This window comes from Agromyces sp. Soil535 (genome assembly GCF_001428255.1).
Classification (GTDB): Bacteria; Actinomycetota; Actinomycetes; order Actinomycetales; family Microbacteriaceae; genus Agromyces.
Window position 1 is genome coordinate 403,744 of record NZ_LMRW01000001.1, and the last position, 13,644, is coordinate 417,387.

The window sequence follows — 13,644 nt, forward strand, 5'->3', positions numbered from 1 at the left end:
GACTGCCGCCTCAGCCGACTTCGGCCAGGAACCGGTCCATTTCGTCGACGAACCGAGGCCATGCCGGTTCGGTGGCGAGCATCAGGTGGTTGTGGCCCTCCAGCGAGACGAATCGGCTGCCGGGGATCATCGACGCGAGCAAGCGCCCCTCGGCGAGGGGCGGCGCGAGGTCGCCTCGGACGTGGACGACGAGGGTCGGGCAGGCCACCCGTTGCGCCGCATCCGCGACGTCGATGACGCCGAAGCCGCGAATGAAGCGGGCAGCGTTGGTCGGCGAGGTGGTGAGCCGTTGCAAGTCGTTGAACTCGTCCCACTGCTCACGGGTGCCTTCGGGCATGAAGCGGGCGGTGAACACCTGACGGAACGTCGGCTCGTCGCTTCCCCAGCCCAGCTCCGCGAGTTCGGGCATGAGCCGAGCGATGCGGAGCTCCTCGTCGTTGCGCGCCCTGATGACGTGTCCGTGGACGTAGCCGCCGTACAGGACCAGGGCGCTGACCCGCTCGGGGTGCCGGGCGGCGTACTCGACGGCCACCGCGGCGCCCTGTGACACGCCCAGCAGTGCGAAGCGTTCGTAGCCGGCAGCGTCGACGACGGTGGCCAGATCGTCGATCCACGCCTCGATCGTGAACGAGGTCGTGTCCCAGTCCGACAAACCGCAGCCGCGTTCGTCGTAGCGCAGCACGCGGTAGCGGCTGGTCAGGGCGAGCAGCCAGTGTCGCCACAGCATGCTCTCCCAGTCGTACTCGAGATGCGACAGCCAGTTCGCCGCCTTGACGAGGGGCGGACCCGAACCTTCGACGGCGTAGGCGAGCCGGACGGAGTCCGAGGCATGGCAGAACCGCACATCTTGGGTGGGCAGCACCGCCGGCGTCGCGCCGTCTCTGACCCGATGCGGCGGGAGGGCGAGCGCTGCTTGACGCACCGCGACCGCGTCGTCACCGGGCTCGACGCCGAGCTCCTCGGCGAGTACGGCCGCCAGCTGCTCGTACTGGGAGAGCGCGGCCGCTCGATCACCTCGCTCGACATGGGCGCGCATCAGCGCAACGTGCGCCTGCTCGTCGGTCGGATCTGCGGCGACGAGCTGCAACCATCGGCCGCCGACGCGCATCAGCTGCCGATGGAGGTGCGCGACACTGTTGCGGCGGGCATCCGTCCACGACTCGTAGCGGTCCTCGGGCAGGAGCTCTCCGGTGAAGATCCCAAGGGCGTCGTCGATGCCGACACCGGTGTGCAGAGCAGCCCTGGCTGCCGATTCGAAACGGACGACGTCCACCTCCACCTCGCGCGACGGGAGGAGACAGAGCGTGTCACCCATCCAGGCGACTGCGTCTGCGCCGAGCGCGCGACGAGCGAAGTGGACCGCCTTGTGGAGGCGTGGCGCCGCGTCGATGAGCGGCAGATCCGGCCACAGCATTTCGATCACCTGCTCGCGGTGCAGCCGCCGATCGGGCGCGAGGGCCAGGGCCTTGACCAGGTTCGCCGCCGAACGCCGCCCCCATTGCGAACGATCCACCACACGTCCGTCCAGCACGACCGAGAATGTCCCGAGCATGATGACCTGATCGACCGACCGCAGCGCGGGCGCCCCGTCGGCTGCGACCGCCGCAGCGCGGTCGATGTCATCGGTCACGACGTGCCAGTCATGTCAGTCGGCGGCGCCGTCTGTTCCGCGTTCACCGAGCGTCGCTCCAGCAGGTCGAACGCGGCGTTCCTGTGACTCGCGGTGAGGCGGATGAGCACACGCAGATTCTACCGGCGTCGAATGGGGTTCGATCGGGGTGACGCTGAACGGCGTGCGGCGTGCGCGTGCGGCGTGGGGCCCGCGACGGCCGGCTCAGCGACCGCGACGAGCCGCTGCGGCCATACTCGGGGTGATGATCGGGATCGGTGCGGTGAGCGGCGGAAGCTCGAGGCCCTCGGCGGCGAGGGCGGCACGGTGCTTCGCCTTCCAGCTGCGCACCACGGCGAAGAACGGCGCGTCGGCCATGGCGAACCGCACGGGACGTCCGGACGACAGGATGATCGGCAGCTCGATGCTCGATCCACCGTGCCGCACGCGCAGCTCGACGATCTGCACCACCGATCCCCCGACGACCATCGAGTCGGCGCGGATCCCGCGCACCTCGGGCCATGGGAAGTGGGCAGCGCGACGGGGCCTGTGGCCGCCGTTCCAGAACGCCACGCCCAGTTCGTCGACGACGATCGAGTAGCGCGCACCGAGCCGCACGCGGTCCGCGTCGTCGTGCATGAGCTCGTTGAGGCGCTTCACGAGCAGCCGGCTCCGGATGCCGCAGCTGAGCTCTCCCCGGGCCGTCGCCGAGAGCGCGATCCGACGCGCACGGGTACGTGCCGCACGGCCGAGCTGCACGATGCTCCACACGATGAAGACGAAGAGGCCGACGGCCGCGAATCCGATTGCGATGCTGGAGGTGGGCATGGCCGGCATCCGCGGCATGAACCGTTCGATCATGGGCGCACCGGCGATGAGTCCGGCGACCACGGCCGCGGCGGCGAGGGCGACGAGCACGGTGAGGCTGGCGCGGTGCGGCGTTGCGGCGTTCATCGGGCGACTCCCGCTCGCGGCATTCGGGCTCGACGAACCGGCATGGACAGGGCGTTCGACACGATCGGGGACACGTCGTCTTCTTCTCCGTGGGGGCGGAGGCGCGCCGTCGTCGGCACGTCGTCGTGCCGGGGAACACGACGCAACCGACTGTAGCGTGCGAGCGCTCTCAAGCGACAGAGGAGACGGCGCAATCGGCGCGTCGTTGCGGCATTCGGCGACGATCTCGATGCTCGGAGCGGGCCGGAACATCCGTTTTCGTCACTCGACGACCCCGTCCTGCGACTCCGTCGGGAGCCGGCCGGCGAGTGGCCCGCCGCGCGACCGTAGGCGCTCGAGTACCACGCGTCCGACCAGCACGTGTCCACCCAGATCACCTCCGGGCCCGGCGCGGGCACCCAAGTCGAGTACCTGCGGGATGTCACCGGCCGGGTCGTGCAACGCACCGTGACCACGGGCGGGGCAGAACCCGGAGACCACCCGGGTGCGGTACGGGTTCACCGGTGGTGGGGACTCTCCGGATCTTATCCTGGACGGGCAGAACACCCTCCTCGAGCAGGTGATCGGCCTGGCCGGCGGGGTCACCGTGACGAAGACGAGCACCACGCAGTCGTGGTCGTACCCGAACATCCACGGCGATATCACGGTCACGGCGGATGCCGCAGGCACCCGGAGTCCGGGCGTGTTCCGGTACGACCCCGTTCGGGCAACCGATCGACCCGACCACCGGGCAGACCAGCACCGGGACCGCGGACGACGCAGGCCCGGACGCGCTCCCCGGCAATGAGGACTGGGGTGGCTCGGCACGCACCGGAAGCTCACCGAGCATGCCGGGTCGATCCCGCTGCTGTTCGGCGAGCATCGTGAGACGCAATCTGCAGGGTTACTACTTGGCGACGTTGCATGAATCGATGATGTTGACCGCCTGTCAGAATGACCACGGGGTGTGTCGCGAGTGGCACCAAGGGAAAGCTGTCTGCCGATGAGCGTTGTTGTACCCGATTCGCTGTCCGTGAGCGGTGAGCTGCAGGTGTTCCGTTGGGTGCAGCGGAGTCAAGAGAACCTTGAGTTCTTGTGGACTCCGGGGCAGGACGTGAATCCGGCGTTCGATGGCTTCGTGCGTGTCGAGCATTTCGAGGATCAGCCCAAGCTCGGTCCGGCCGTGCTGTACGACCGTCCGAGTGAGTCGTCGTACACGACATCGGTCGAGAAGTTCAAGCGCAACAGGGCTTCCGGCGTCGTCCGGCTCGGCTCGCCCAAGAGTGAGGCGTTTCACGATCAGTCGTGGTTCCGACGGCCACCGCTGGACCCGGCCCGCCTGCAGGAGATCCTCGACAGGTTGCGAGCCGAACCGCCGCCTGGCACGTTCTTCGATGAGTACTGGACGCGGGCCCAACTCGAGGAGCGGCAGTGGTACTCGGTGCACGGCTTGGCGAGAGTCGACAGCAGCCTCCACGAGGTGATTGTGCTCTGCAGCTGTCGGGACGACCCACCCACCGTGTCGGCTCGTGCGGCGCTCGCACAAGTCGAGGCCGAGCTCGGATACGACTTCGCGGCCGTGGAGGTGTATCGGACGCACGACGTTGGTCCGGCTGTCAGTGGAATCGGAGCGCTCCGCATCGAGCGCAGAATCGGCGAGTGAACGAAATCGAGCGAACACGCTCAGGGAGGGCCATCCATGCTCGACTCCCTGGCATAGCCAACAATCCGAAGGTAGGTCAAGTGCTACGTCTGCAAGGTAGCCGCTTGGAGGTCACATCGGTTACCCGACGCGTCGCTCGACGCACAGCGGACGTGACCGCCACAGTGCGAGACGATCGCGAATCTACGACGAAGGCTTCGCAGATCCACGACGAATGAGTCGCGTTTCTACGAAGAAAGCGTGCTGAACACTGCAGTCGAGTCCCGGCAGTTCGCAGAGAGACTCTGGTCGGTGTCGGTGTCGGTGTCGGTGTCGGTGCCGGTGCCGGTGCCGGTGCCGGTGCCGGTTGCGGCGCTCTGGGAACTCTGAGCCCCGCTTGAGCGGGCAGCGGAATCGGCTCCGCCCAGCCCGATAGGCGACAATGTCACGCGTGATCCTCTCCCCGCAGCATCCCCTGTCCGCCGGCCTCACGGGCGACTCGCGCCTGGTGCGGGCCTACCGTGGGGAGCGCAGTGACACGACGCCCGTGTGGTTCATGCGGCAGGCGGGGCGATCGCTGCCCGAGTATCGCGACCTGCGCGTCGGCACGCGCATGCTCGACGCCTGCCTCGACCCGGGGATGGCGTCGGAGATCACGCTGCAGCCGGTGCGCCGCCACAAGGTCGACGCGGGCATCTTCTTCAGCGACATCGTCGTGCCGCTGAAGCTCGTGGGCGTCGACGTCGAGATCCAGCCCGGCCGCGGGCCCGTCTTCAGCAAGGGCTATGCGGATGCCGCGGGCGTGGCCGAGCTCACGTCGATCGACCCCGCGCGTCTCGACGCGGCATCCGGACCCATCACGGAGGCCGTGCAGCGCACTGTCGCCGAGCTGAACGTGACGGCGCCGAGCGGGATTTCGACAGGCTCAACCAGCAGCGCGACAGGCTCAACCAGCGGAAGCGCTGCCTCAACCCGCAGCACGCCATTGATCGGGTTCGCGGGCGCCCCGTTCACGCTCGCCGCGTACCTCGCCGAGGGCGGCCCCTCGAAGGACCACCTCGCGGCGCGCACGCTCATGCACGCCGACCCCGGCGCCTGGAGCGCGCTCATGGAGTGGACCGCCGAGCTCACCGGGCGCTTCCTGCGCACGCAGGTGCTGGCCGGGGCATCCGCCGCGCAGCTCTTCGATTCCTGGGCGGGCGCGCTCTCGCTCGCCGACTACGAGACGCACGTGGCGCCGGCGTCGGCGAAGGCGCTCGCGCACGTGCACGACCTCTCCTATGAGGTCGCGGATGCCTCGGGCACGACCGAGACCCGTCCGGTCCCCGTCGTGCACTTCGGCGTCGGCACGGGCGAGCTGCTCGGCGCGATGCACGGCATCGGCGTCGACACCGTCGGCGTCGACTACCGCGTTCCGCTCGACGTCGCGGCGCACCGGGTCGGCGCCGACGTGCCGCTGCAGGGCAACCTCGACCCGGCGCTGCTCGCCGCCCCGTGGCCGGTGCTCGAGGCCGCAGTGCGCGACGTGCTCGCCCGCGGGAAGGCCGCGCCGGCACACGTGTTCAACCTCGGGCACGGCGTGCCGCCCGAGACCGACCCGACCGTGCTCACCCGCGTAGTCGAGCTCGTGCACGAGGCGGGGGCATGAGCGAGTCATCCGCCGGTGGACGCGAGCCCGGCGAAGCCGGACGCGCATCGAGACCCGACCTCGAGCGGTCGACGGGGCTCCGGCTCGAGCACCGCACCACCGACGTCGTCGTGGTCGGCGGCGGCGTCGCCGGGCTCGTCGCCGCACTCGAGTGCGCGAAGGTCGGCCTGCGGGTGACGCTGCTCGAGCGGCGCGACGCGATCGGCGGATGCGTCGGGCGCATCGAGCTCGACGGCCTCACGCTCGACAGCGGCGCCGAGTCGTTCGCGACCCGGGGCGGTGCGGTCGCTGGGCTCCTCGAGCGGCTCGGGCTCGCCGACGACATCGAGCAGCCGAACCCCGCCGGGGCGTGGCTCGTGATGCCGGGCCCGGGGGGCGTGCCCGACGCCGCGCCGCTGCCCCGCACCGGGGTGCTCGGGATCCCCGCGAACCCGCTCGGCGACGACGTGCGCCGCATCATCGGCTGGCGCGGCGCGATGCGCGCGTATTCCGACCGGCTCATGCCGATCCTCCGCATCGGGCGCGCCCACAGCCTCGGCCGGCTCGTGCGCTCGCGCATGGGCGACGCGGTGCTCGATCGTCTTGTCACCCCGATCTCCGCGGGCGTCTACTCCACGAACCCCGACGACCTCGACCTCGACGTCGTCGCCCCCGGCCTCAACGAGGCGATGACGCGCATGGGCTCGCTGTCGGGCGGCGTCGGCCAGCTCCTCGAGGAGCGGAAGGCCGGCAGCGCCGTGCTCGGCCTCCGCGGCGGCATGCACCGGCTCGTCGACGCGCTCGCCGCGCAGCTCGACCGCTTCGGCGTCGAGGTGGTCACGGGGGCCGAGGTCACAGGGCTCGCGCGACGTTCCGTCGACGAGGGCGCGGATGCCACGGCAGCCCCTGGATGGCGTGTCGACGCCGTGCTCCACGCGGATGCCGATGCCGACGGCGGCGCCGACGACACGAAAGACGTCGTCACTCCCGGATCCGCCGATGCGACCGCCCCGGCCGAGGAGCCGACCGTCCTGCTCCTCGATGCCCGATACGTGGTGCTCGCGGCGCCCGCAGACGCCTCGCGTCGGCTGCTCGAGGAGGCGTCGCTCGGCTGGTCGGATGCCTCGAACTGGCCGTCGCCGGCATCCGTCGAGCTCGTCACGCTCGTGCTCGAGGCGCCGGCACTCGACGCCGCACCCCGCGGCACCGGCGTGCTCGTGGCCGCCGGCACCCCGGGCGTGACCGCGAAGGCGCTCACCCACTCGAGCGCCAAGTGGGCATGGCTCGCGGAGCTCGCAGGCGGACGCCAGGTCGTGCGCCTCTCCTACGGGCGCGCGGGCGAGCCGAATCCGCTCGACGGCCGCTCCGACGACGAGGTCGCCGCCCTCGCGCTCGCCGACGCGAGCACCCTGCTGGGCACGCCGCTCGACGCCTCGATGCTCCTCGCAGCCGGCCGTAGCGCCTGGCGCGACGCGCTCTCGCAGGCCACCATCGGGCAGCGCGATCGGGTGCGTGAGCTCGAGGACGTGCTCGCGGCCGAGCCGGGCATCGAGGCGACGGGCTCGTGGGTCGCGGGCACGGGCCTGGCCTCGGTGATCCCGCACGCGCTCGAGGCCGCACGCCGCATCCGGCACCTCGCGGTCAGGCCCGACGACGTCGCATAGCCGGAACGGAATACTTTTCACGCAACCCTCTTGCGCGACCCCACGCGGGGTCTACGCTGGAAAGGTCGCCGTGGTCGTCCACACGGAGAGATGGGGTGCACATGAAGGGCAAGATCCTCTTCGTCGTCGGTCTCGGCGTCGGATACGTGCTCGGCACGCGTGCCGGCCGTGAGCGCTACGAACAGATGAAACGCGCGGCCGAGAGCGTGTGGAACACGCCGGCGGTGCAGCAGGGCGTCGGCACCGTCAAGGACTTCGCGATGACCCGCGTCGGCGACGTCAGCGACACCGTGCTCGACGGCCTGAAGTCGTTCATCGGCAACGCCACCAAGGGCTCCGGCGCAACCAAGCAGGACATCGACCGCGCCGCACGCTCGGCGAAGCGGAAGATCTCGAAGGCCGCCAGCGCGGCGAAGTCGGCCGTCGACGACGTCGCCTCGAAACTCGAGGACGCCATCGACGACACTTCAGAGTCCGACGCGTCCGAGTCCGCCACGTCCGAATCGAAGCCGGCCCCGAAGCGCAGCACCACCAGTTCGCGAGGCGACACGCCCGCGGCATCCGAATCCTGACCACCGGAGGTGACCTCGCGTGGCCGCACCCGCAGATGATGACCGCTCCCTCTTCACGCTGATCGGGGAGCTCCCCGATACCGTCTCCGCGCTCATCCGGGCCGAGATCGACCAGATCAAGGCCGAGATCTCCTACAAGGCGAAGCACTTCGGCATCGGCTCGGGTCTCGTCGCCGGCGCCGCGGTCGTCGGCATCTTCCTGCTCTTCACGCTGATCGTCGCCGCCATCTTCGCGCTCGCGCTCGTGATGCCGGCGTGGGCCGCCGCCCTCACGGTCTCGGGTGCCCTGCTGCTCATCATCGTGGTCCTCGTGTGGATCGCGTACGTGAACTTCAAGCGCGGCGCCGAGCCGCTCGAGTCGATCGAGAGCCTGAAGGCCGACCTCGACGCGCTGAAGGGAACGGGTGACTATGACCGCCGCGACTGACACCGCCCGCCCCTCTGGTCGCAACGCCAAGGAGCGCGAGCGCAACCTCACGCGGGTGCAGGCGCGCCTCGCCTCCGAGCGGGCCCGCGCCGACTTCGCGGCGAGCCTCAACGCGCTCGAAGACAAGCTGAACGTGCCGAAGCAGGTCGGCATCCGGGTCGACCGCGCCAAGGTGAGGCTTCGCAAGTTCGCCGACGAGCAGCCCGCGGCCGCCATGGTGGTCGCGGTCGGCGTCGTCGCCGCGGTCGGCGTCGGCGTCTGGCTGGTCGTGCGCGCGAACATCGAGCGGTAGTCGCGGGCGCGGCCGCCTTCGGCGAGCGGATGCCACGATGCCCGCGTCACCACGAACGTCGGATACCTCGACCGCGGTCGACCGGGTCGCGGCATCCGTTCGCGCAGAGATCCTGAGCGGCGAGCTCGGGGCGGACGCACCGCTGCGGGAGGAGGCCGCCGCCGCCCGCTACGGCGCCTCGCGGCACACGGTGCGTGCGGCGTTCCAACGCCTGGTCGCCGAGCGGCTCGTCGTCGCCGAGGCGTACCGCGGCGTGCGCGTGGCGAGCTTCGACCGCGAGACGATCATCGCGCTGCAGCAGCTCCGCGCCGCGCTCGAGGTCGAGGCGGTGCGCATCGCCGGTGAGCGGTTCGGTCGCGCGTGGCCCGATGCCGAGCTCGCGCCCGCACGCGACGCGCTCGACCGGCTCGCGGCGTCCGGCGACTGGCTCGAGGCCGAGCGGCAGCACGCGGACTTCCACCGGGCGCTCGTCGCGGCATCCGCGAGCCCGCGCATCATCGAGGCGCACGCGGCGCTCGGCAGCGAACTGCTGCTGTTCCTGCTGCACGTGCGCCCGCACTACACGCTCGAGTCCCTCGTGGATGAGCACCGGGCCCTGCTCGACGACGTGCAGTCACGGGGTCCGGCTGCGATCCGGGAGCACCTCGAGCACTCGACCCGTCTGCTCGTGGGGGAGTGAGCGGGCCGCAAGCCTTCCTCCGGGTCACGCGACACGTTCGTGATCGCGCTCTCGCGGCATCCGTGGCGTCGTCCTTTTGGCCGAAGACGCCGGAAGGGGGAGACTGGAGGCATGTCTTCCCCCGCTGCCGAAGCGGCAGCCGACGCGCTCCAGACCGAACCCGACGCCGAGCAGTCTCCCGAGGGCTACACGGTATTCGCCGTGCTCCGCAAGGATCCGGCACGCCCCGACGACCTCGACGGGCACGATGTTCCGCACTTCGTGCGCGAGCTCGACGACATCATCGTCCTCGTCGAGAACGAGGGCGTCACGCTGCGCGGCATCTACGACGTGTCGGGCCTCCGCGCCGACGCCGACGTGATGCTGTGGCTGCACGGCCCGACCGCGGAAGGCCTGCAGTGGGCACTCCGCGAGCTGCGCCGCGCCCGCCTGTTCCGTGCCCTCCTGCCCACGTGGAACGCGATGGGCGTGCACCGCGACGCCGAGTTCAACAAGCAGCACGTACCCGGGTTCCTGCGCGGGGTCGAGCCCAAGTCGTGGCTCACGGTCTACCCCTTCGTGCGCAGCTACGAGTGGTACCTGCTGCCGCCCGAGGAGCGCGGGCGCATGCTCGCCGAGCACGGCCGCAAGGGCGCCGCGTTCCGGGGCGTCATCGCCAACACCGTCGCGTCGTTCTCGCTCGGCGACTACGAGTGGCTGCTGCCGCTCGAGGCCGACGAGCTCACCGACCTGGTCGACCTGATGCGCGACCTGCGCGCCACCGACGCGCGCCGCCACGTGCGCGAGGAGGTGCCGTTCTACACCGGCCGCCGCATCTCCACGGCCGAGCTGGTCGAGGTGGTGCAGTAGTGGCCGCGGTGAACCTCGGCTCGACGAGCACCATTGGCGCGGATGCCGCGGGCACCTCGCACCGCGGACACAAACCCGCTCCCGCGGCATCCGCACCCTGCGCCCCCGGCGCGATCGTGCCCGGTGCGACGCCCGCGGCCCAGCCGGGACCCGAGCACGTGACCGAGCCCGTGGCCTACGACGCGATCCTGCTCGCCGGCTTCGGCGGTCCAGAGGGCCAGGACGACGTGATCCCGTTCCTCCGCAACGTCACGAGCGGCCGCGGCATCCCCGACGAGCGGCTCGAGGAGGTGGCGCACCACTACCGGCACTTCGGCGGCGTGAGCCCCATCAACGAGCAGAACCGCGTGCTGAAGGCCGCGCTCGAGGCCGAGCTCGCGAGCCGCGGCATCGACCTGCCCGTCATCTGGGGCAATCGCAACTGGGACCCCTACCTCAACGACGCGCTCGCCGAGGCGAAGACGGCGGGGTACTCGAAGCTCATCGCGATCGCCACGAGCGCCTACAGCTCGTACTCGAGCTGCCGCCAGTACCGCGAGGACTTCGCCGACGCGCTCGCCGACACGGGCCTCGGCGACGAGATCCAGATCGACAAGGTGCGCCAGTTCTTCGACCACCCGGGCTTCGTGCAGCCGTTCGTCGAGGGCGTGCGCGCCGGGATCGCGGGCCTCGAGGCCTCCGCGGGGCTCGACCGCACCAACGAGGTCGAGGTGCTGTTCGCCACCCACTCCATCCCGTCGACGGATGCCGCGAGGTCGGGCCCGGCCGAGCGCGGGTTCGGCGAGGGCGGCGCCTACGCGGCCCAGCACCGCGCGGTCGCCGAGGTCGTGATGCGCGAGGCCGGGGCGTCCGACGTGCCGTGGCAGCTCGTGTACCAGTCGCGCAGCGGGCCCCCCTCGATGCCGTGGCTCGAGCCCGACGTCAACGACGCCATCGAGCAGTTGCCCGCGGCCGGCCGCAAGGCCGTCGTGATCGTGCCGCTCGGGTTCGTGAGCGACCACATGGAGGTGCTCTGGGACCTCGACAACGAGGCGCTCGAGACCGCCGAGCAGCGCGGCCTCGCGGCCGTGCGCGTGCCGACGCCCGGCACCCACCCCGCCTACATCGCGGGTCTCGTCGACCTCGTGCTCGAGCGCGTCAACGGCACGCCAGTTGCCGAGCGCCCCGCCGTCACCGAGCTCGGTCCGTGGTACGACGTGTGCCGCCCCGGATGCTGCGAGAACGTGCGCCTGGGCTTCCGCCCCGCCCTCGCCGGGATCGCGCCATGAGCACCGGCAGCATCATCCGCGTCGGCACCCGGGCGAGCGCGCTCGCGATGGCGCAGACGACGCAGATCGCCGAGCGTCTCGCCAAGGTTGCGAAGGCCGACATCGAGCTCGTTCCCGTGACCACCGAGGGGGACACGTCGCGTGCCTCGCTCGCCTCGCTCGGCGGCACCGGCGTCTTCGCCACGGCCCTTCGCGAGGCGTTGCTGCGCGGTGAGTGCGACGTGGTGGTGCACTCGCTGAAGGACCTGCCGACCGCCGAGCACGAGGGCCTGCGCCTCGGCGCCGTGCCGAAGCGCGCCGACGCCCGCGACGCGCTGTGCGCCCGCGACGGCCTCACCCTCGCGCAGCTGCCCGAGGGCGCCCGCATCGGCACGGGCTCGCCCCGACGCATCGCGCAGCTGCGTGCCGCCCGGCCCGACGTGGTCGCCGTCGACATCCGCGGCAACGTCGACACCCGGCTCGGCAAGGTCGCGTCGGGCCAGCTCGACGCGGTGCTGCTCGCCGCCGCCGGCCTCGGCCGCCTCGGGCGATCGGATGCCGTGACCGAGCTCTTCCCGCTCGAAGAATGGCCCACCGCGCCCGGCCAGGGCGCCCTCGCGATCGAGGTGCGCCGCGAACGCGGCGACCGTGCGCTGGAGCGCGCGCTCGAGGCGATCGATCACCGGACGACCCGCGCCACGGTGCTCGCAGAGCGTCTGGTGCTCGCCGGCCTCGAGGCCGGCTGCTCCGCCCCGGTGGGCGTGACGGCCTTCATCGACGACGAACTTCTGTTCCTCAGCGCAAGTGTGTACAGTGCCGATGGGACGCGGCGCCTGACGAGCTCGCACGCCGCCACCCCCGACAGCCGCTCGGCCGCCGATCTGGCGGATGCGGCTCGCGACGTCGCCGATCGGGTCGTCGCGGAACTCCTCGGCAACGGCGCCGCCGATCTTGCACCTCGTGAGGAGTCGCCGTGAGCGAATTCGAACCGTTTACCGGTGCCATCGGCCTGCCATTCCACCACGGCAAGCCTCTCGCCGGATGGCGCGTGCTCGTGCCCCGCGGCGGCCCGTGGGGCGACGGCGTCGCCGCCGCGCTCCGCGCGCGCGGCGCTACCCCGATCGTCGCGCCGATGATCAACTTCGCGCCCACCGACGACCAGCCCGCACTCGAGGCGGCGCTCGCGAAGCTCGCCGCCGGCGGGTTCGACTGGCTCACGGTCACGAGCGCCACGACCGTCGACGTGCTGTCGTCGTACGGCGCCGTGATCCCCGAGACGACGAAGGTCGCAGCGGTCGGCGAGACCACCGCTGCCGCGCTCGTCGCCGCCGGGTACCACGCCGACATCGTGCCGCCGGAGGACAACTCCGCTCGTGGTCTCCTCGAGGAGTGGGAGGCGGCCACCGACGGGCAGCGGGGCCTGCGCGTGCTCGCCCTGCGTTCCGCCATCGCCAAGCAGGTGCTCTCGATCGGGCTCGCGCAGGCGGGGCACCATGTCGAGGCGGTCGTCGCCTACCGCACGGTGGGTGTCCCGGTCGCGGAGAAGGTCGCCGACGACGTGCGCTCCGGGCGGGTGAACGCCGTGCTCGTGACCTCGGGAAGCGTCGCCGAGCAGGTGCAGCAGCAGCTCGGCCCCATCCCCGAGACCACGCTCGTGGCGGCCATCGGCCCGCAGACCAAGACGGATGCCGCGCAGGTCGGCCTCCGCGTCGACGTGATCGCGCGCGAACGCACCGCCGAGTCGCTCATCGACGCCGTCGTCGAGGCGGCCACCGCGCACGCGTGACGCCGGTCGATCAGCCGAGCGCCGCGACCGTCTCGACGAGCCAGCGCCGCACCTTCGCGTCGTGCTCGGCGAACCAGTCGCCTGAATAGCTGCGCGGCACCGCCTCGACCGCCATGATGAGCGCGAGGTAGGCAGCCCAGAGTCGTGCGCGCGTGCGCGCAGCGGCATCCGGCAGCGGCTCGGCCCCGGCAGTCGCGCGATAGGCGGCGCGGAACGCGGCTTCCGCGTCGATCGCCTCGGGCACGGGCCGGAAGAGCGCGCGTGACGCGAGATCGGCGGTCGCGTCGGCCCACATCGCCCGCTCGAAGTACGGCATC

16 protein-coding genes are annotated in these 13,644 nt (G+C 71.3%); 12 read left to right on the top strand and 4 right to left on the bottom strand.

All coding sequences use genetic code 11. From position 1 onward, the window contains the following. Positions 1–10: 10 nt before the first annotated feature. The 3 genes from ASG80_RS22715 to ASG80_RS23305 form a co-directional block, all read right to left on the bottom strand. Complete coding sequence (locus tag ASG80_RS22715) at positions 11–1,630, bottom strand: alpha/beta fold hydrolase (RefSeq protein ID WP_082589654.1); 1,620 nt, start codon at positions 1,628–1,630, stop codon at positions 11–13. A 204-nt stretch (positions 1,631–1,834) separates the two neighbouring features. Then, positions 1,835–2,563 (bottom strand): hypothetical protein, encoded by a 729-nt coding sequence (locus tag ASG80_RS01895; protein ID WP_056727864.1) that lies wholly within the window; start codon positions 2,561–2,563, stop codon positions 1,835–1,837. A gap of 261 nt (positions 2,564–2,824) precedes the next feature. Beyond that, positions 2,825–3,214 carry a hypothetical protein gene (locus ASG80_RS23305; protein WP_156401604.1) on the bottom strand — a complete coding sequence of 130 codons (390 nt, stop codon included), beginning with the start codon at positions 3,212–3,214 and terminating at the stop codon, positions 2,825–2,827. Between the two features lie 361 nt (positions 3,215–3,575). Here ASG80_RS23305 and ASG80_RS01905 point away from each other — a divergent pair, with 361 nt between their 5' ends. The 12 genes from ASG80_RS01905 (at position 3,576) to ASG80_RS01955 (ending at position 13,327) form a co-directional block, all read left to right on the top strand. Further along, positions 3,576–4,205 carry a hypothetical protein gene (locus ASG80_RS01905; RefSeq protein ID WP_056727867.1) on the top strand — a complete coding sequence of 210 codons (630 nt, stop codon included), beginning with the start codon at positions 3,576–3,578 and terminating at the stop codon, positions 4,203–4,205. Positions 4,206–4,445: 240 nt separating this feature from the next. Then, entirely contained in the window at positions 4,446–4,574 is a 129-nt protein-coding gene (locus tag ASG80_RS24685) for a hypothetical protein (protein WP_255355569.1), read from the top strand. A gap of 52 nt (positions 4,575–4,626) precedes the next feature. Continuing rightward, entirely contained in the window at positions 4,627–5,832 is a 1,206-nt protein-coding gene (locus tag ASG80_RS01910) for a uroporphyrinogen decarboxylase (RefSeq protein WP_056727870.1), read from the top strand. Continuing rightward, positions 5,829–7,475: an NAD(P)/FAD-dependent oxidoreductase gene (locus ASG80_RS01915; protein ID WP_056727871.1), complete on the top strand. Its 1,647-nt coding sequence runs from the start codon at positions 5,829–5,831 to the stop codon at positions 7,473–7,475. The genes ASG80_RS01910 and ASG80_RS01915 overlap by 4 nt, the downstream gene beginning before the upstream one ends. A 101-nt stretch (positions 7,476–7,576) precedes the next feature. Continuing rightward, positions 7,577–8,047, top strand: a complete 471-nt coding sequence (locus ASG80_RS24075; RefSeq protein ID WP_056727873.1) for a hypothetical protein — start codon at positions 7,577–7,579, stop codon at positions 8,045–8,047. A 19-nt stretch (positions 8,048–8,066) separates the two neighbouring features. Further along, positions 8,067–8,474 (top strand): phage holin family protein, encoded by a 408-nt coding sequence (locus ASG80_RS01925; RefSeq protein WP_056727875.1) that lies wholly within the window; start codon positions 8,067–8,069, stop codon positions 8,472–8,474. After that, positions 8,458–8,766 (top strand): hypothetical protein, encoded by a 309-nt coding sequence (locus ASG80_RS01930; RefSeq protein ID WP_235507982.1) that lies wholly within the window; start codon positions 8,458–8,460, stop codon positions 8,764–8,766. The genes ASG80_RS01925 and ASG80_RS01930 overlap by 17 nt, the downstream gene beginning before the upstream one ends. A gap of 37 nt (positions 8,767–8,803) precedes the next feature. Next, positions 8,804–9,445 (top strand): GntR family transcriptional regulator, encoded by a 642-nt coding sequence (locus ASG80_RS01935; RefSeq protein ID WP_056727877.1) that lies wholly within the window; start codon positions 8,804–8,806, stop codon positions 9,443–9,445. A 111-nt stretch (positions 9,446–9,556) separates the two neighbouring features. Beyond that, positions 9,557–10,294, top strand: coding sequence for a hydrogen peroxide-dependent heme synthase (hemQ, locus tag ASG80_RS01940; protein ID WP_056727880.1), 738 nt, complete (start codon positions 9,557–9,559; stop codon positions 10,292–10,294). A 116-nt stretch (positions 10,295–10,410) separates the two neighbouring features. Beyond that, entirely contained in the window at positions 10,411–11,562 is a 1,152-nt protein-coding gene (locus ASG80_RS01945; RefSeq protein WP_156401621.1) for a ferrochelatase, read from the top strand. Next, positions 11,559–12,518, top strand: coding sequence for a hydroxymethylbilane synthase (gene hemC / locus ASG80_RS01950; RefSeq protein WP_056727883.1), 960 nt, complete (start codon positions 11,559–11,561; stop codon positions 12,516–12,518). The genes ASG80_RS01945 and hemC overlap by 4 nt, the downstream gene beginning before the upstream one ends. Continuing rightward, entirely contained in the window at positions 12,515–13,327 is an 813-nt protein-coding gene (locus ASG80_RS01955) for a uroporphyrinogen-III synthase (RefSeq protein WP_235507984.1), read from the top strand. The genes hemC and ASG80_RS01955 overlap by 4 nt, the downstream gene beginning before the upstream one ends. A 10-nt stretch (positions 13,328–13,337) precedes the next feature. On the opposite strand, the gene ASG80_RS01960 is transcribed toward ASG80_RS01955, so the two are convergent. Further along, positions 13,338–13,643, bottom strand: a complete 306-nt coding sequence (locus tag ASG80_RS01960) for a hypothetical protein (protein WP_056727886.1) — start codon at positions 13,641–13,643, stop codon at positions 13,338–13,340. Position 13,644 lies beyond the last annotated feature (1 nt).